This window comes from Bradyrhizobium prioriisuperbiae, assembly GCF_032397745.1.
Lineage (GTDB): Bacteria > Pseudomonadota > Alphaproteobacteria > Rhizobiales > Xanthobacteraceae > Bradyrhizobium_A > Bradyrhizobium_A prioriisuperbiae.
The window spans coordinates 5,628,231-5,644,392 of the sequence record NZ_CP135921.1; the positions used below are offsets into that span (position 1 = coordinate 5,628,231).

Here is a 16,162-nt window from a genome sequence, read left to right on the forward strand (position 1 = left end):
AATGATCCGGATGACGCTCATTCATTGCACCATGCCCACCCCGGATACTGGATCGTCCGGTCAAGCCGGACGATGACACTGTGGGTGTGTCTGAGGCCGAGCATCGCATATGCTCCGACACGGCCCGGTCAGAGCAGCCCCAGTTCCTTCATCACCCCTGCGGCTTCCTTGGTCGCGTGATTGACCGCGGGGACGCCGCAATAGATCGCCTGCTGCAGCAGGATTTCCTTGATGTCATCAGGCGTAAAGCCGCCCTCGGTCAGCGCCGCGCGCACGTGCAGGCGGAATTCGTCCCACTGGGCGAGTGCGATCATGGTGCCGATCACCAGCACGCGGCGGGTGCGTTCGTCGAATTGCGGTCGGGTCCAGATCTCGCCCCAGGCATAGCGGGTGATCAGGTCGAGGAAGTCGGCGTTGAACGCATTGCGTCCGGCGGCCGATTTGTCGACCCAGGCATTGCCCAGCACCTTGCGGCGCTGCGCGTCGCCATCGGCTCGGCGTTGATTGTCATCCATACAAATTCTCCGAAAGCTCAGCGTTGAGTGAGAAAGCCGACCACCGCTTCAGTGAAGGCATGCTGCTGCTCCACACTCGAGATGTGGGCGGCGTCGAGAATGGTGAGGCTCGCGCCCGGAATCTGGCTGCGGATGAATTCACCGGCGGCGAGCGGCGTGGCCGGATCATGACGGCCGGCGATCACCAGAGTCGGGTTGGAAATCGTCGGCAGCATCGCGCGCAGGTCGAGGGTGCGCAGGGCCTGGCAGCAGGCGAGATAACCCTCTCGCGGCGTTGCTGACAGCATGGCCTTCATGGCCTCGACCGTCTGCGGCTCGCGTTCGCGGAAGTCGGCGGTGAACCACGCGTTCATCACGCCATCGGCGATGGCGGGGAACCCGCCTTCGGTGAGCGACTTGATGCGGGTGTCCCAGTTGGTCGGGTCCGGATAATAACTCGCGGTGTTGGCGAGGATCAGCTTCTCGAAGCGATCCGGCGCATTGGCGCCCAGCCATTGCCCGACCATGCCGCCCATCGACAGGCCGCACCAGTGCGTCTTCTGGATGTTGAGGTCGTCCAGGATCGCCAGCACGTCGTGCCCGAACCGCTCCATGGAATAGGGTGTGGTGCCGATATCGGACTTGCCATGGCCGCGGCGGTCGTAGCGCACCACGCGGAACAGCTTTGTCAGCGCCGGCATTTGCGCGTCCCACATGTGCAGCGTGGTGCCCAGCGAGTTCGACAGCATCAAGGTGGGGCCGCTGTCGCGCCCTTCGACCGTGACATTGAGCCGGCAACCGTCGGCATCGACCATGGGCATGGGAGTCTCCGTTTATTGTTGTTGGTCAGTTGTCGAGTGCGGCGAGCAGCCGATCGATCAGGGTTTGCGATGCGCCCTGGTAGGCGAGGGGATCGAACAGTTGCGCCAGCCGTGCCGCATCCAGATGTGCGGTGACACGGGCATCCGCGGCCAGCACGTCGCGCAGGTGCGTGTTGCCGGCGATCGACGCGCGGCTTGCCGCCTCGATGATGTGATGCGCCTCGCTCTTGCCGATACTGTCGGCCAGCGCCATCGACACGGCTTCCGCCATGATCAGGCCATGGGTGGTGTCGAGGTTGCTGCGCATCCGCGCCACATCCACATCGAGCCCTTCGGCGATGTCAACAATCGCGGCGAGCGCGCCCGATGTCACCAGCTCCAGGGTCGGCAATGTCGGCCATTCCGCATGCCAGGGGCCGGCGCTGCGTTCATGGTCTTGAACCTGGGCCGCGAAAATCGTGGCGGCGAGATTGGGCGCCATGGTGGCGGCGCCCAGTGCCGCGGCCGCGGCCACCGGATTGCGTTTGTGCGGCAGGGTCGAGGAGCCGCCGCGCCCTTCGCCGGCGGGCTCGAAAGCTTCCGCCACATCGGTCTGCATCATCAGCGACACGTCGCGCGCGATCTTGCCGCAGCTTCCGCTCAGGATCGCCAGCACCGAGGCGGCCTCGGCAATGCGGTCGCGATGGGTGTGCCAGGGAGCTTCCGGCAGCGGTAACCCGAGCTCGTGGCTGAGCTGTTCGCTCACCGCAAGGCCTTTGTCGCCGAGGGCGGCGAGTGTGCCGGCGGCGCCGCCGAATTGCAGCACCAGCGCCTCGGCCCGCAGCCGCTTGAGCCGTTGCCGCGAGCGGTGCAGGGCGGCGGCGTATTCGGCGAGCTTGAGCCCGAACGGCATCGGCAGCGCGTGCTGCAGCCAGGTCCGCGCCACCATGGCGGTGTTGCGGTGCTGCCGGGCAAGTCCTGCGAAGCCCGCGATCGCGCGGTCTAGGTCCGGCAGCAGCGCATCGATGGCGGCGCGCAGTTGCAGCATGGTCGCGGTGTCGATCACGTCCTGGCTGGTGGCGCCCCAATGCACATAACGCGCGGCCTCGGCATCGGCTTTGCCGACCGCCGCGGTCAGCGCCTTGACCAGCGGGATGGCGAGATTGCCGGCGCGGTTTGCCGCCTGAGCCAGCGCTGCGATATCGAATCGCTCGGCCTTGCAGGCGTCAGAGATCGGCGCCACGGCGGCTGCGGGAACGACTCCGACGGCGGCCTCCGCGCGCGCCAGCGCGCTCTCGAAGTCGAGCATGTGCTGCAGATAGGCTGCGTCGTCGCAGGCTGCCCGCATGGCGGAGCTCGACAGCAGTGGCGCGAGCAGAGGAGACAGGGAGGTGCTCATGATGCGGGCGACCCTAAGCATTTCCCGATGCCGTGAAAAGCGGCTTGCCGCCCATTATCATGCGGTCTTGATCATGGGGGGCTGGCCAGTGGTGGGTGCTGACTTTTTCCCTGAGCGGTGTTTCATTTGCGGGCGAAGGTCGTTATTGAGGACAGTTCGGAACGGGAGTCGGTACAATGGCAATGACAATGAATGGGGAGGTCCAACTCCCTGCGTCGCGGGAAGTCGTCTGGGCCAAGCTCAACGACCCCGAGGTTCTGAAGGCCTGCATTCCCGGCTGTGAAGAGCTGGAAAGGTCTGCGGAGAACGAGTTTCGTGCCACTGCCAAAATGAAGGTCGGCCCGGTGTCGGCCCGCTTCAAGGGGCGTGTGACGCTCAGCGATTTCGATCCGCCCACCAGCTACAAGATCTCGGGCGAGGGCGAGGGCGGCGTGGCCGGTTTCGCCAAGGGCGGCGCCACCGTCAATCTGCAGGACAAGGATGGTGGCACCCTGCTGGTTTACAATGTGGATGCCCAGATCGGCGGCAAGCTGGCCCAGCTCGGGCAGCGCCTGATCAACGGATCGGCCAAGAAGCTAGCGGACGAATTTTTCACCAAATTCGCCGATGCGGTGAAGGCATCAGCCTAAAGGCGGTTGTACTTTGAGTCGGCTGCATCCGGCGTCCAGGCTCCAATTCTTGGGGGCGAGTCGTCGTCGAGTTGACACATCCGGTGCCTGAGAAATTCAAAAACAGCATGGCTCTCAGGCCCTTGAGCCGGTTGCCGATCCGGCTTCGGCGACCTATGATATTAGAACGATTTTAGAAGACGCCTGCTTGGGGGACGCCCTTGCGGGCCGTGACGCCGTGCAATGCGGTGTTGAGGAGAACTGCTGGTGGCCAAGATTTCCCTTATTGTGAACGGCAATCCTGTGACGGGCAACATCGACCCGCGCACGCTGCTGGTTCAGTTCCTGCGCGAGAACCTGCGCCTGACCGGCACCCATGTCGGCTGCGACACCTCCCAGTGTGGCGCCTGTGTGGTCCATGTCGACGGCAAGGCCGTGAAGTCCTGCACCACGCTGGCGGTGATGGTTGACGGCCAGAACATCACCACGATCGAGGGGCTGGCCGCCGATGGCGCGCCGCTGCATCCGATGCAGGAAGCCTTCCGCGAGCACCATGGCCTGCAGTGCGGCTTCTGCACCCCGGGCATGATCATGACCGCGGTCGACATGGTCCGCCGCAAGGGCCACGACCTCGACGATCACACCATTCGCGAAGAGCTCGAAGGCAATCTGTGCCGCTGCACCGGTTACCACAATATCGTGGAGTCGATCGCCGCCGGCGCCAAGGCCATGTCTAAGTAAGCAATGGCGAAGTAAACCCGATTTTTCCGACACCATCTGACGACGCGACATCGCGATCTCGAAGGATTGTTCATGTACGAATTCAAATTCCACCGCCCGGCGACTGTGCGCCAAGCTGCGAACATTCTCGCCAAGAACGAGGACTCCAAGCTGGTGGCGGGCGGTCACACCCTGATCCCGGTGATGAAGCAGCGGCTCGCAAGCCCGCCGCATCTGGTCGACCTGTCGAAGGTGGACAATCTTGTCGGCATCGAAATGAAGGGCCGCTCGCTCTCGATCGGCGCCATGACCACCCACGCCGAAGTCGCCAACTCCCCTGTTGTCGGCGAAGCCATCCCGGCACTCGCTGAACTCGCCGGCTTGATCGGCGACCCGGCGGTGCGCCATCGCGGCACCATCGGCGGCTCGCTCGCCAACAACGATCCGACCGCGGATTATCCGGCGGCGTGTCTGGCGCTCGGTGCCACCATCGTCACCAACAAGCGCCGCCTCAAGGCGGAAGAGTTCTTCCAGGGCTTGTTCACGACGTCGCTGGAAGGCGACGAGATCATCACCCGCGTGCTGTTCCCACTGGCGAAGAAGGCCGCTTATATCAAGTTTCGCAACCAGGCGTCGCGTTATGCCCTGGTCGGCGTGTTTGTCGCACGGCGTCCCTCGGAAGTGCGGGTCGCCGTCACCGGCGCCGGCGGCGATGGTGTGTTCCGCGTCACCGCCTTCGAAGAGGCGCTGCAGAAGCGCTTTGCCGCGAAGGCGCTGGACGGGCTGACGGTGCCGGCCGACGGCCTCAACAGCGACATCCACGGCAGTGCGGAGTATCGTGCGCACCTGATCGGCGTGCTCGCGCGCCGCGCCGTCGATGCGGCGAACGCCAAATAAACTGCCAAGTAATTGAGCAAAGCGCCAGGCAAGATGGCGGATCTGGAGTTGCGATGAATGCGCCGTCGGCACTGCCCGGTTCAGTCGATGCCACGCTTGCGCTGCTGACCAAGCAGGGCTATCTCGCCGAACGTGCGCTCGCGACGGTGACCTTTCTGTCGCTGCGCATGGGCCGGCCGCTGTTCCTCGAAGGTGAGGCCGGCGTCGGCAAGACCGAGATCGCCAAGGCGTTGTCCGCGGCGCTGGGGCGGTCGTTGATCCGGCTGCAGTGTTACGAGGGCCTCGACGTCGCGTCTGCCGTCTATGAGTGGAACAGCGCCGCGCAGATGATCGCGATCCGGCTGGCGGAAGCCACCGGCGACACCGATCGCGAGCGGCTGTCGCACGACATCTTCGCCGAACAATACATGATCAAGCGCCCGCTGCTGCGTGCGCTGGAGCCCGATGCCGCCGGGCCGCCGGTGCTCTTGATCGACGAGCTCGATCGCGCCGACGAAGCCTTCGAAGCCTATCTGCTGGAAATCCTCAGCGACTTCCAGGTCACGATCCCGGAGTTCGGCACCGTGCGCGCGGCGCAGCCGCCGATCGTGATCCTGACCTCGAACCGCACCCGTGAAATCCACGACGCGCTGAAGCGCCGCTGCCTCTATCACTGGGTCGACTATCCCTCGGCCGAGCGCGAACTGGCGATCGTCAAGTCGCGCGTGCCCGGCATATCCGCAAAACTGTCCGAACAGGTGGTGGGCTTCGTGCAGGCGCTGCGCGACCAGGATTTGTTCAAGGTGCCCGGCGTGGCCGAAACCATCGACTGGGCGACCGCACTGACGCAGCTCGATGCGCGCACGCTGACGCCGCAAGTGGTCGGCGACACGCTGGGCGCGCTGCTGAAGTACCAGGACGACATCGCGCGCATGCAGGGCGACACCCTGCAGAAGACCATCAAGGAAGCCGTCGGCGATCAGGCCTCCTGACCGCGGCGGATTGTACGGCAGACCGGGATCACCATGCCCGACAGCACCACAGCGAAGGGACAGATTGCCGACAACATCGTCGGCTTCGCGCGTGCGTTGCGCGCCGCCGGCCTTCCGGTCGGGCCGGGCGCGGTGATCGATGCGGTCAGTGCGCTGCGCCTGATCGACATCGGCAACCGCAGGGATGTCTTCGCCACCCTGCAGTCGGTGTTTGTGACCCGGCACGAGCACATGCTGATCTTCGCCCAGGCATTCGATCTGTTTTTTCGGATCGACGACGACTGGCAGCACATGCTGGATTCGGTGCCGCTGCCGGACCAGGCCAGGAAGCCGCCACCGCCGGCCGCGCGCCGGGTGCAGGAAGCGCTGTCGCAGCGCGAGACCATGCAGTCGAAGGACAGCGTCGAGCAGGACGTGCAGCTCTCGGTGTCCGACCAGGAGGTGCTGCAGAAAAAGGATTTTGCGCAGATGAGCGCGGCGGAGATCGCCGAGGTGAGCCGCGCCATCGCCAGGATGCAGCTGCCGCAGGCCGAGCTGCGCACCCGCCGTTTCCTGCCGGACGCCAAGGGGCAGCGTCTCGATCTGCGCCGCACCCTGCGCGGCAGCCTGCGCACCGGCGGCGACATCGTGAAGCTGCATAGATTAGGCCGCATCGACAAGCCCGCGCCGATCGTGGCGCTGCTCGATATCTCGGGCTCGATGAGCGACTACACGCGGCTGTTCCTGCAGTTCCTGCATGCGGTCACCGACGCGCGCAAACGCGTCTCGGTGTTCCTGTTCGGCACCCGGCTGACCAATGTGACCCGCAGCCTGCGGGCGCGCGATCCGGACGAGGCGCTGGCCGCCTGTACGGCCGCGGTCGAAGACTGGTCCGGCGGCACCCGCATCGCCACTTCGCTGCACAGCTTCAACAAGCTGTGGGGCAGGCGTGTGCTGTCCCAGGGCGCGATCGTGCTGTTGATTTCCGACGGCCTGGAGCGCGAGGTCGATGAGCGCCTGACCTTCGAAATGGACCGGCTGCATCGGTCCTGCCGGCGGCTGATCTGGCTCAATCCGCTGCTGCGTTATGAGGGTTTCCAGGCCAAGGCGCAGGGCATCAAATTGATGTTGCCCCATGTTGACGAATTCCGTCCGGTGCACAATCTAAAGTCGATCGAAGGGCTGATATCGGCGCTCTCCGCGCCCACCGAAAAGGGCCACCGGTTCTCGCCGAAATCCGCAGCTTGAGGGATCCCACCATGCTCAATCGCGATGACGACATCCTGAAGACCGCCGAGGCCTGGAAGAAGGCCGGCCATGGCGTGGCGCTGGCCACCGTGATGGAGACCTGGGGCTCGGCGCCGCGGCCGACCGGATCGCATCTGGTGATCAATGACGAGGGCACCTTCCAGGGCTCGGTGTCGGGCGGCTGTGTCGAGGGCGCCGTGGTCACCGAGGCACTGGATGTGATTTCCAGCGGCGAGCCGAAAATGCTGGAATTCGGTGTGGCCGACGAGACCGCCTGGAATGTCGGCCTGTCCTGCGGCGGCACCATCCGCGTGTTCGTTGAAAAGGTCGGTTAGCCGTGAAACAGGAAACGCTCACCGAGTTGAACTCCGAGCGTGCCGCGCGCCGGCCGGTCATCGTGGTCACCGACATTGCCGGCGGTGCGCAACGGCTGGTGAAAGCCGCCGACTTCGCCGCCGACCCCCTGCATGCCGAACTCGACAAGCATCTGCGCATGAACAAGAGCGCGATGATCGAGGTCGACGGCAAGAAGTTCTTTCTCACCGTCCACGCCCCGGTGGCACGGCTTTTGATCACCGGCGCGGTACATATCAGCCAGGCCTTAGCGCCGCTGGCGACGTCGCTCGACTACGACGTGACCGTGGTTGATCCGCGCACGGCGTTCGCCTCGCCGGAGCGCTTTCCCAACATTCCGCTGATCGCGGAATGGCCCGATACCGCGCTGCCGCCGCTCAATGTCGACCGCTACACGGCCTTTGTCGCGCTGACCCACGACCCCAAGATCGACGATCCGGCGCTGCTCCATGCGTTGTCGCGTGAGTGCTTCTATATCGGCGCGCTCGGGTCGCGAAAGACCCACGCCAAGCGGCTGGAACGGCTGAAGGCGCAGGGGGCGAAGGAAGCCGACCTCGCGCGCATCCATGCGCCGATCGGGCTGAACATCGGTGCGATCTCGCCGGCTGAAATCGCGGTTGCGATCATGGCCGAAATTACCGCGGAATTGCGTCTGCCGAAGGTGCAGGCTGTCAAAGAGAACGCGGCATGAAATTCGGTCCCGTCGCGCCGGCTGATGCAATTGGCGGCGTGACCGTTCATACCATTCGCAAGGGTCCGTTGGTGCTGAAAAAAGGCACCACGGTCGGCACGGACGAAGTGGACGCATTGATCCGCGCCGGTGTCTCCGAGATCGTGGTGGCGCGGCTCGAGCCCGGCGACGTGTCCGAAGATGTTGCCGCCGCCAGCATTGCCAGCGCTGTCGCCGGCAGCGGCGTGACGGTGGAGCGCGCCGTCACCGGCCGCGCCAATCTCTTCGCCGCCGAGGCCGGTGTGCTGGTGGTGAACCGCGAGGCGGTCAACCGCATCAACCTGGTCGACGAAGCCATTACGCTCGCGACGCTGCCGGCGTTCAAGGCGGTGGTTGCCGGTGAGATGATCGGCACGGTGAAGCTGATTCCGTTCGGCGTCGCCGGGGAGTTGCGCGATGCCGCTGTTACCGCCGTCGCACCGGATACGCTGAGGGTCGTGCCCTATACGGTCAAACGCGTCGGCGTGGTCTCGACGATGCTGCCGGGCCTCGCGCCGAAGGTCATTGAAAAAACCCTGCGGGTCACGGCCGAGCGGCTCGCGCCTGCCGGTGCCGCAATCATCGCCGAACGTCGTGTCGCGCATGACGAGGACAAGCTCGCGGCCGCGATCCGCGAACTGCTCGGTCTCGGTGCCGAGCTCGTCATCGTGTTCGGGGCGTCGGCGATCGCCGATCGCCGCGACGTGATCCCGGCGGCGATCGAGCACATCGGTGGCAAGATCGAGCATTTCGGCATGCCGGTCGATCCCGGCAACCTGATGCTGATCGGAAGCGCCGGCAATGTACCTGTGCTGGGTGCGCCGGGTTGCGCGCGCTCGCCGACCGAAAACGGCTTTGACTGGATCCTGATGCGGCTGCTGGCCGGCCTGAAGGTGTCGCGCGCCGACATCACCGCGCTCGGGGTCGGGGGTCTGTTGATGGAAATCGTCACCCGCCCGCAGCCGCGCGTGCCGGCCGGCACCGACGGCAACCGCAATGTCGCTGGCATCGTGCTTGCCGCGGGGCGCTCCACCCGGATGGGCGGGCCGAACAAGCTGCTCGCCGATCTCAACGGCAAAAAGCTGGTGCGCATCGTGGCTGAGCAGGCGCTGGCCTCGAAAGCCACCTCGGTGGTGGTCGTCACCGGCCATCAGGCCGAGCAGGTCCGCCACGCGCTGGACGGGCTCAAGGTCAGCTTCGTGCACAATCCCCAGTTCGCCGAGGGCCTGGCGACATCGGTGAAAACCGGAATCGGTGCGGTGCCTGCCGAGGCCGACGGGGCCGTGGTCTGCCTCGGCGACATGCCGCTGATCGACGCCGCCCTGATCGACCGCCTGATCGAGGCCTTCGCGCCCGACCGCGGCGCGCTGATTGCCATGCCGGTTTGCGATGGCCGCCGCGGCAATCCGGTGCTGTGGTCGCGCCGCTTCTTCGGCGAACTGATGACGCTGGATGGCGATATCGGCGCGCGCCACCTGATCGCCAAGCACGGCGAGGCCGTCGCCGAGGTCCCGGTCGAGGGTAAAAGCGCCTTCCTCGATATCGATACGCCGGATGCCCTCGAGGACGCGCGCCGCGGTTAACCGCGTTCGTTGGCGCTTTATTCACCAAGTTGAAACGACCCTGGAGCTAGAGTCCCCCCGTATTGGTGCCTCGGGGAGGGGATATCCCGTGTTGTCGTTGGGTCGGCTTTCGGCGGCTTTGCGTAGCCGCGCGCTTTTTGCATGTGTTTTGACCGTCGTTGCGATGGTCTCGGTGATTGGCCTGTCCATGTCATCGGCTTCGGCGGCCGGCGCCTTGGCGATCGGCAAATGCGGCGCCTATGGCCAGGCTTTCGATTATGCGAAGCCCGAAGCCGCGGTCGCCGCCGCCCGCAAGCAGTGCAAGGGCGAGTGCTCGACCGTCACCATGCGCCGCTCCTGCGTGGCGCTGTCCATCGACATGAAGAATCCCTGCGGCGCTTACGGCCAGGCCGTCGCCCCGCGGATCTCCAGCGCGCTGAATGCCGCGACCAAGTTCTGCTACCAGTATGGTGGCAAGGAATGCGTGATCCGGGCCTGGGCCTGCGACGCGCGGGGCTGAGTTGCCGGGCTGTTCAGGCCTGACCCGATCAGAATCCGATCGCATCAAGTTGCTCATTGCGGGGTATGTTGTCTCTGACGCCAGCTCAACGATCGGGAAGAGGCGCCTTAGAGTGATGCCTCGCGAGCATCGGACATTGCTCGGTTGCCGTTGTTGATTTCGACGCGAGCGGCTGTTCCGTCGGCTTGACATCGATATCGAGATATCTGTCAATTTACCGACGGACTTCGATCAGGGATTGAGTGATCGCGGATGACCATGAAACGCCTTTCGGCTTGTGTCCTGCTGCTCCAGATCCTCTTGTTCGTTCTGGGAACGATCTATGTTCTAAAGAAATTGGGTGATGTTATTGGAGCCGGCGCCTGGTTTTTCGATTTAGGAAGGCCTGTTGCGGCTTTGGCGCCCTATTTAATTCTACCAGCCGGCATTATCATTTCATCTTTGCTCCACAGAAATGGAAAGTACCGCGCTTCAACTTTCTTTCCATTTGTTCTGCTGATCGTTGCCACTGCGGTAGGCCAGCTCTATCTCAGAATCGTGCCGGACCCGATTTTAGATAACTTTGGATCGCGGCCTCTTCCATACTCGGGCTTTCTATTTCTGCCTTCGGAGGCGGTGCCGGCAGGTTTTCAAGAAGTTTCGCATAATTATACGAAATAAGAATACAGTATCAGATTCAGGAAAATGCTGAATGATGACCGAGTCGACTTGGACATCTTCGAAAGCCCAATAACACAATTCAGCTACGATCAATCCAAAGTGGTTCGAGAATTCGATTATCGAGGAATAACCGGTCGCGTGCATTCCTCGCCCAATGGCAAATGGGCAAAAAGCCAGCTGACTCTCGTTTGGCTCAATCCCCCCAGGCAGAGACTAACGATTAATCTCACGCAGCGTCTTGGCGATAGTTATTCGCCGGAAGATCTTATCGGGATACTTCAAAGCATGAAGGTCGCCCCATAACGCTGGGCGGTGTGGACATCTGCGAATTCGACGCCATGTGGCTCAGGATGCGAGATGAGTTTCCGGCAACCGTTCGATACTGATGCAACGCCCGGGCGCCGAGTGTCATCAGCGGGATTGTCAGCTGTCCGAATTCACATACGCCCAGACCCAGAGCCCGATGATGTTGGCGATGGGCACGAAGTAGAGCAGGGCCCAAAACGGGCTGCGGCCATCCCGCTTCAGGATCGCGGCGATGGGGAATGGGACCGTCAGAAAAACAAGAACGACGATCCAGTGAAAAATTGAAAAAGCACCCATGTCATCCTCATTGGCGGGCAAATAGTCAGCTGATGTCGATTGTCCCCGTTTCGTCCCGTACGAGACGGCGAGTTCTGTGGGCAACTCGCAGCAATCATTCTTATGGCGTTCCCATCCGCTGACAATGTCCCGCCAACGCCGCGGCTCAAATATTTCAAAGACAAATCAATGTTTTGGTGAGGCCCTGCGGCGGCTTGTCTCAGGTTCGGGTTTGCTCCTTGATTATGACTGACCAGTCAGTCATAATAAGAGCCTGACAATTCCGGATCGAATGCAATGCCGAAGCCCAAAACCACATCCGATCAGCCGAAACCATCGCCGCGCGACGCTGCGTCGAAACGCTCCGCACGGGCACTCGAGCGGCGCGAGGCGATTCTCGCGGCGGCCCTGGATGAATTCGCTGCGAAGGGATTCGCGGCGGCGCGGCTCGACGATGTCGCGGCGCGTGCCGACGTCGCCAAGGGCACGATCTATCTGCACTTCGCCGACAAGGAGGCCTTGTTTCAGGAACTGGTGCGCACGTCGCTGGTGCCGCTGATCGGACGGCTGGCCAGTCCGCCTCAGGCGGGCGGTGGTCCGGTTTCGGCCCGTGCGATGGTTGAGACTTTCGCGGAGACCTTTGCGCGCGAGATCGCTGGCACCAAGCGCGGCGACATCGTCCGCTTGATCATCTCCGAAGGCGCGCGTTTTCCCTCGCTGTCGGAGTTCTACTACCGCGAGGTGATTCAGCGTGGCATCGCCGCCATGACCAAGATGATCGAATACGGCATCGCGCGCGGCGAAATCCAAAATCCGGAGCTGGTGCGGTTTCCGCAGATCGTGGTGGCGCCGGCGATGGTGGCGATCGTCTGGCAGGGCCTGTTCGGTGCCTACGCGCCGCTCGACGCGCTGGCGATGCTGCGCGTTCACATTGATCTGATTTTCGGACCACGGAGGGCGGAATGATGCCGTCACGACACGCCGCGCACGTTGCTTGCGCGTTCCTGTTCAGCCTGGCGCTGGCCGGCTGCAACGAGGCAAAGCTGGTCAATTATCAGGGCTGGGTCGAGGCCGACATGATCTTCGTCAGCCCCGACGAAGCCGGCCGGGTGACGAAGCAGAATGTCCGCGAGGGCGACGAGGTCAAGGTCGGCACGCCGCTGTTCTCTCTCGACGACGATCTGCAGCAGGCCGATCTCAATCAGTCCAACGCGACGCTCGCGAATGCCCAGCAGACCTTCGATCGCGCCCAGTCGCTGAGCCGAACCGGATCGGGCACCCAGGCCAGCCTCGATTCCGCGGTGTCGTCGTTGCGGGTGGCGGAGGCGAAGGTCAACAGCTCGCAGACGCGGCTGGCACGACGCAACGGCTTCGCGCCGATCGCGGGTTCGATCCAGCAGATCTACTTCCGCGAAGGCGAGATGGTCGGCGCGCAGCGGCCGGTGCTGTCGATCATGCCGCCGGGCAACATGAAGATCCGCTTCTTCGTGCCGGAAACCATCCTGCCGACGTTCGCCCTCGGTGATGACGTGCGGGTGAGCTGCGACGGCTGCGCCGCTGATCTCACCGCAAAAATCTATTTCATCGCCACCACGGCGGAATACACCCCGCCGGTGATTTACAGCCTGGAGGAGCGCTCCAAGCTGGTCTACCTGATCCAGGCGCGGCCCAACAAGCCGGACAGCCTGCGCGTCGGCCAGCCGGTCAGCGTTTATCCGATCGGCAAAGCGCGGGTCGTGAGCCGATGACCGCGTCCGCTCTCACCACGCAGGCTAGCGATATCGCCATCGAAGTGTCGGGGCTGTCGAAATCATTCAACGGGCGTGCCGTGGTGCAGGATCTGTCGATGCAGGTGCGTCGCGGGGCGATCTATGGCTTCCTCGGACCGAACGGCTCCGGCAAAACCACCACCATTCGCATGCTGTGCGGTTTGCTCACTCCGGACAGCGGCGAGGGCACCTGCCTCGGCTATGACATCCGCCGCGACGCCGACAAGATCAAGCGGCGGGTCGGCTACATGACGCAGCGCTTCAGCCTGTATCAGGACCTGTCGGTGCGCGAGAACCTGGAATTTGTGGCCCGGCTGTACGGCATGGATAATCCACGTGCGGCGGCGCGCGACATGATCAAGCGCCTTGGCTTGAGCGGGCGCGAGGAGCAACTCGCAGGCGAGCTGTCCGGCGGCTGGAAGCAGCGTCTGGCGCTTGGCGCCTGCACGCTGCCGGGTCCGCAATTGCTGTTGCTCGACGAGCCCACCGCCGGCGTCGATCCCAAGGCGCGGCGCGAGTTCTGGAACGAGATCCATGCCCTCGCCGCCGAAGGGCTCACCGTGCTGGTGTCGACGCACTACATGGACGAAGCCGAGCGTTGCCACGAGATTGCTTACATCGCTTACGGCAAGCTATTGGCCCACGGCACCGTCGAACAGGTGATCGCGCAATCGGCGCTGACCACCTATACCGTCACCGGCGCTGAGCTGAACGGCCTGGCCCACGACATCACCGGCAAGCCCGGTGTCGACATGGTGGCGCCGTTCGGCACCAGCCTGCACGTCTCGGGACGTGATGCCAAGGCTCTGGAAGATTCAATTGCGCCTTATCGGTCGCGCGACGGTGTGACCTGGCAGAAGACCGAGCCGTCGCTGGAAGACGTGTTCATCGAATTGATGGGCCGCTCCAAGGACAATTTTTCAGGATAATTTTCGGAGGCAATGTCCAATGACCAGCTCCGACAGCAACGACAAGGGCCGCAATCCCGACTCCGGCAACTGGATGCTCCGGACCTGGGCGATGCTGATCAAGGAACTGATCCAGCTCAAGCGCGACCGGGTGTCGTTCGCAATGATCGTGATGCTGCCGGTGATGCAACTGTTGCTGTTCGGTTATGCCATCAACACCCAGCCGCGCAACCTGCCGACCGCGGTGCTGCTGCAGGAGGACAGCGATCTCGCGCGCTCGTTCCTGAAGGCGATGGAAAACACCGCGTATTTCAAATTCACCCGCACCGTGAGCACGGTGGCGGAATTCGACGATCTCTTCCAGTCCGGAAAGGTGCTGTTCGGTGTCGAAATCCCCCGTGGCTTCGAGCGCGCGGTGCGGCGTGGCGACCGGCCCGCGCTGCTGGTGGCCGCCGACGCCACCGATCCGGTGGCGACCGGCACCGCGCTCGGCGCGCTGGGGCAATTGGCGCAGACCGCGCTGGCGCATGATCGTGTTGCCGGCGACCCACCGGTCCAGCCGTTCGAGATCAGGACCCATGCGCGCTACAATCCCGCGGCGGCGTCGCGGCTGAACATCGTGCCGGGCCTGGTCGGCACCATTCTCACCATGACCATGCTGATTTTTACGGCGCTGTCGGTGACCCGCGAGATCGAGCGGGGCACCATGGAAAGCCTGTTGTCGATGCCGATTACGCCGGTCGAGGTCATGCTCGGCAAGATCATCCCCTATGTGCTGGTCGGCTTCCTGCAGGCGACGCTGATTGTCGGCATTGGCCTGTTGCTGTTCGGCGTGCCGATCTACGGCAGCCTCGCGCTGCTGGCGCTGTTGAGCACGCTGTTCATCGCGGCCAACCTGGCGATCGGCTACACGTTCTCGACCATTGCGCAGAACCAGCTGCAGGCCATGCAGATGTCGATGATGTTTTTCCTGCCCAACATCCTGCTGTCGGGCTTCATGTTTCCGTTTGCCGGGATGCCGGTGTGGGCGCAGTGGATCGGCGAGGCGCTGCCGCTGACGCATTTCATCCGGATCGTGCGCGCCATCATGCTGAAGGGCTCGACCCTGGAAAACCTGCAGTATGACGGCCTGGCGCTGTTCGGCCTGGTGCTGGTGGCGATGACCATCGCGGTGACCCGCTTCCGGCGGACGCTGGACTGAACCGGGCCGACCGGACTTACATGCTGGGTTTGATGGCTGGAGCTGCCCCGCCGGACACTGCTGGACCTCGTCGGCTCCCGACGGCATCATGGGCAAAAAAGGGAGACCAACGCCTCATGACTTCGAATACCATCTCGATCACCGACCGGCTGCAGCAGTGTTACACGGGCGTCGTCCACGACGTGATGCGCGCCATGGGTCTGCGCGATTTCACGCTGCCTGCCGAGCTGCGCCCGATTTTGCCTGATAAGGCGATGGCCGGGCCGGCCTTCACGATTCTCGGCAAGGTCGATCCCAATGCCGATCCGCACGAGACCTTGCTGGCCTGGACCGGGCTGCTGTCGAAGGCGCCGGCCGGGTCGATCTGGGTGTCGCAGCCGAACGACCGGGTGGTGGCGCACATGGGCGAATTGTCGGCGGAGACCCTGAAGAACAAGGGCGTGCGCGGTTGCGTGGCCGACGGCTTCGTCCGCGACGTCAATTTCCTGCTGGCGCTCGGTTTCCAGACCTGGTGCCGCGGCTACACGCCGCGCGACATTGTCGGCTACTGGCTGCCGGCGGCCAGCAATGTCGACGTGAAAATCGGTGACGTCGTGATCGCGCCCGGGGATTATCTGGTCGGCGACCGCGACGGACTGGTTCGCGTACCGGCTGCGCGGGTCGAGGACGTGGTCGTGGCCTCCGAGCAGGCGATCGGGACCGAGAGCCTGATCCGCAAGGCGATCCTGGAGGGTATGGATCCGCAGCAGGCTTATCTGCAATACGGAAAGTTTTAGCGGGC

Annotated in this window: 19 protein-coding genes; 15 read left to right on the forward strand and 4 right to left on the reverse strand. The window is 63.7% G+C overall.

Annotated elements, in window-relative coordinates:
• Positions 1-128: 128 nt before the first annotated feature.
• The 3 genes from RS897_RS26560 to RS897_RS26570 are packed head-to-tail and all read right to left on the reverse strand — an operon-like array spanning position 129 to position 2,693.
• Positions 129-515 carry a carboxymuconolactone decarboxylase family protein gene (locus RS897_RS26560; protein WP_315831689.1) on the reverse strand — a complete coding sequence of 129 codons (387 nt, stop codon included), beginning with the start codon at positions 513-515 and terminating at the stop codon, positions 129-131.
• 17 nt (positions 516-532) lie between these two features.
• A complete protein-coding gene (gene pcaD, locus RS897_RS26565; RefSeq protein WP_315831690.1) occupies positions 533-1,315 on the reverse strand; it encodes a 3-oxoadipate enol-lactonase in 783 nt (260 codons plus the stop codon).
• Between the two features lie 25 nt (positions 1,316-1,340).
• On the reverse strand, positions 1,341-2,693 hold the full coding sequence (locus RS897_RS26570) for a 3-carboxy-cis,cis-muconate cycloisomerase (protein WP_315831691.1): 1,353 nt from the start codon (positions 2,691-2,693) through the stop codon (positions 1,341-1,343).
• Positions 2,694-2,869: 176 nt separating this feature from the next.
• On the opposite strand from RS897_RS26570, the gene RS897_RS26575 reads away from it, so the two are divergent.
• From RS897_RS26575 to RS897_RS26620, 10 genes are all read left to right on the forward strand, one after another.
• On the forward strand, positions 2,870-3,322 hold the full coding sequence (locus RS897_RS26575) for an SRPBCC family protein (RefSeq protein ID WP_315831692.1): 453 nt from the start codon (positions 2,870-2,872) through the stop codon (positions 3,320-3,322).
• A 246-nt stretch (positions 3,323-3,568) separates the two neighbouring features.
• Positions 3,569-4,042, forward strand: coding sequence for a (2Fe-2S)-binding protein (locus RS897_RS26580; protein ID WP_315831693.1), 474 nt, complete (start codon positions 3,569-3,571; stop codon positions 4,040-4,042).
• 72 nt (positions 4,043-4,114) lie between these two features.
• Positions 4,115-4,918, forward strand: coding sequence for an FAD binding domain-containing protein (locus RS897_RS26585; protein ID WP_315831694.1), 804 nt, complete (start codon positions 4,115-4,117; stop codon positions 4,916-4,918).
• Between the two features lie 53 nt (positions 4,919-4,971).
• Positions 4,972-5,889 carry an AAA family ATPase gene (locus tag RS897_RS26590; protein ID WP_315831695.1) on the forward strand — a complete coding sequence of 306 codons (918 nt, stop codon included), beginning with the start codon at positions 4,972-4,974 and terminating at the stop codon, positions 5,887-5,889.
• 33 nt (positions 5,890-5,922) lie between these two features.
• A complete protein-coding gene (locus RS897_RS26595) occupies positions 5,923-7,116 on the forward strand; it encodes a vWA domain-containing protein (protein ID WP_315831696.1) in 1,194 nt (397 codons plus the stop codon).
• 11 nt (positions 7,117-7,127) lie between these two features.
• Entirely contained in the window at positions 7,128-7,451 is a 324-nt protein-coding gene (locus RS897_RS26600; protein WP_315831697.1) for an XdhC family protein, read from the forward strand.
• Positions 7,452-7,453: 2 nt separating this feature from the next.
• Entirely contained in the window at positions 7,454-8,161 is a 708-nt protein-coding gene (locus RS897_RS26605; protein ID WP_315831698.1) for an XdhC family protein, read from the forward strand.
• On the forward strand, positions 8,158-9,762 hold the full coding sequence (locus RS897_RS26610; protein WP_315831699.1) for an NTP transferase domain-containing protein: 1,605 nt from the start codon (positions 8,158-8,160) through the stop codon (positions 9,760-9,762). The genes RS897_RS26605 and RS897_RS26610 overlap by 4 nt, the downstream gene beginning before the upstream one ends.
• 163 nt (positions 9,763-9,925) lie before the next feature.
• Positions 9,926-10,261: a DUF4189 domain-containing protein gene (locus RS897_RS26615; RefSeq protein ID WP_407654570.1), complete on the forward strand. Its 336-nt coding sequence runs from the start codon at positions 9,926-9,928 to the stop codon at positions 10,259-10,261.
• Positions 10,262-10,513: 252 nt separating this feature from the next.
• Complete coding sequence (locus tag RS897_RS26620) at positions 10,514-10,921, forward strand: hypothetical protein (RefSeq protein ID WP_315831701.1); 408 nt, start codon at positions 10,514-10,516, stop codon at positions 10,919-10,921.
• Positions 10,922-11,344: 423 nt separating this feature from the next.
• Here the strand turns inward: RS897_RS26620 and RS897_RS26625 are convergent, their stop codons facing one another.
• Positions 11,345-11,608 carry a Sec-independent protein translocase family protein gene (locus RS897_RS26625; RefSeq protein WP_315831702.1) on the reverse strand — a complete coding sequence of 88 codons (264 nt, stop codon included), beginning with the start codon at positions 11,606-11,608 and terminating at the stop codon, positions 11,345-11,347.
• Between the two features lie 192 nt (positions 11,609-11,800).
• On the opposite strand from RS897_RS26625, the gene RS897_RS26630 reads away from it, so the two are divergent.
• The 5 genes from RS897_RS26630 (at position 11,801) to RS897_RS26650 (ending at position 16,157) form a co-directional block, all read left to right on the forward strand.
• The gene (locus RS897_RS26630; RefSeq protein ID WP_315831703.1) at positions 11,801-12,469 is read left to right on the forward strand and encodes a TetR/AcrR family transcriptional regulator; all 669 of its coding nucleotides are present in this window, start codon (positions 11,801-11,803) and stop codon (positions 12,467-12,469) included.
• The gene (locus tag RS897_RS26635) at positions 12,466-13,251 is read left to right on the forward strand and encodes an HlyD family secretion protein (protein WP_407654306.1); all 786 of its coding nucleotides are present in this window, start codon (positions 12,466-12,468) and stop codon (positions 13,249-13,251) included. Before RS897_RS26630 ends, RS897_RS26635 begins: the two co-directional genes overlap by 4 nt.
• On the forward strand, positions 13,248-14,201 hold the full coding sequence (locus RS897_RS26640) for an ABC transporter ATP-binding protein (protein WP_315831704.1): 954 nt from the start codon (positions 13,248-13,250) through the stop codon (positions 14,199-14,201). The genes RS897_RS26635 and RS897_RS26640 overlap by 4 nt, the downstream gene beginning before the upstream one ends.
• 19 nt (positions 14,202-14,220) lie before the next feature.
• Entirely contained in the window at positions 14,221-15,381 is a 1,161-nt protein-coding gene (locus RS897_RS26645) for an ABC transporter permease (RefSeq protein WP_315831705.1), read from the forward strand.
• Between the two features lie 116 nt (positions 15,382-15,497).
• The gene (locus RS897_RS26650) at positions 15,498-16,157 is read left to right on the forward strand and encodes an RraA family protein (protein ID WP_315831706.1); all 660 of its coding nucleotides are present in this window, start codon (positions 15,498-15,500) and stop codon (positions 16,155-16,157) included.
• Positions 16,158-16,162 lie beyond the last annotated feature (5 nt).

Coding starts and splice junctions, on each gene's coding strand:
- RS897_RS26560 (WP_315831689.1), bottom strand. CDS start 515: ATGGATGACAATCAACGCCGAGCCGATGGCGACGCGCAGCGCCGCAAG.
- pcaD (WP_315831690.1), bottom strand. CDS start 1,315: ATGCCCATGGTCGATGCCGACGGTTGCCGGCTCAATGTCACGGTCGAA.
- RS897_RS26570 (WP_315831691.1), bottom strand. CDS start 2,693: ATGAGCACCTCCCTGTCTCCTCTGCTCGCGCCACTGCTGTCGAGCTCC.
- RS897_RS26575 (WP_315831692.1), top strand. CDS start 2,870: ATGGCAATGACAATGAATGGGGAGGTCCAACTCCCTGCGTCGCGGGAA.
- RS897_RS26585 (WP_315831694.1), top strand. CDS start 4,115: ATGTACGAATTCAAATTCCACCGCCCGGCGACTGTGCGCCAAGCTGCG.
- RS897_RS26590 (WP_315831695.1), top strand. CDS start 4,972: ATGAATGCGCCGTCGGCACTGCCCGGTTCAGTCGATGCCACGCTTGCG.
- RS897_RS26595 (WP_315831696.1), top strand. CDS start 5,923: ATGCCCGACAGCACCACAGCGAAGGGACAGATTGCCGACAACATCGTC.
- RS897_RS26600 (WP_315831697.1), top strand. CDS start 7,128: ATGCTCAATCGCGATGACGACATCCTGAAGACCGCCGAGGCCTGGAAG.
- RS897_RS26610 (WP_315831699.1), top strand. CDS start 8,158: ATGAAATTCGGTCCCGTCGCGCCGGCTGATGCAATTGGCGGCGTGACC.
- RS897_RS26615 (WP_407654570.1), top strand. CDS start 9,926: ATGGTCTCGGTGATTGGCCTGTCCATGTCATCGGCTTCGGCGGCCGGC.
- RS897_RS26620 (WP_315831701.1), top strand. CDS start 10,514: ATGACCATGAAACGCCTTTCGGCTTGTGTCCTGCTGCTCCAGATCCTC.
- RS897_RS26630 (WP_315831703.1), top strand. CDS start 11,801: ATGCCGAAGCCCAAAACCACATCCGATCAGCCGAAACCATCGCCGCGC.
- RS897_RS26635 (WP_407654306.1), top strand. CDS start 12,466: ATGATGCCGTCACGACACGCCGCGCACGTTGCTTGCGCGTTCCTGTTC.
- RS897_RS26640 (WP_315831704.1), top strand. CDS start 13,248: ATGACCGCGTCCGCTCTCACCACGCAGGCTAGCGATATCGCCATCGAA.
- RS897_RS26645 (WP_315831705.1), top strand. CDS start 14,221: ATGACCAGCTCCGACAGCAACGACAAGGGCCGCAATCCCGACTCCGGC.
- RS897_RS26650 (WP_315831706.1), top strand. CDS start 15,498: ATGACTTCGAATACCATCTCGATCACCGACCGGCTGCAGCAGTGTTAC.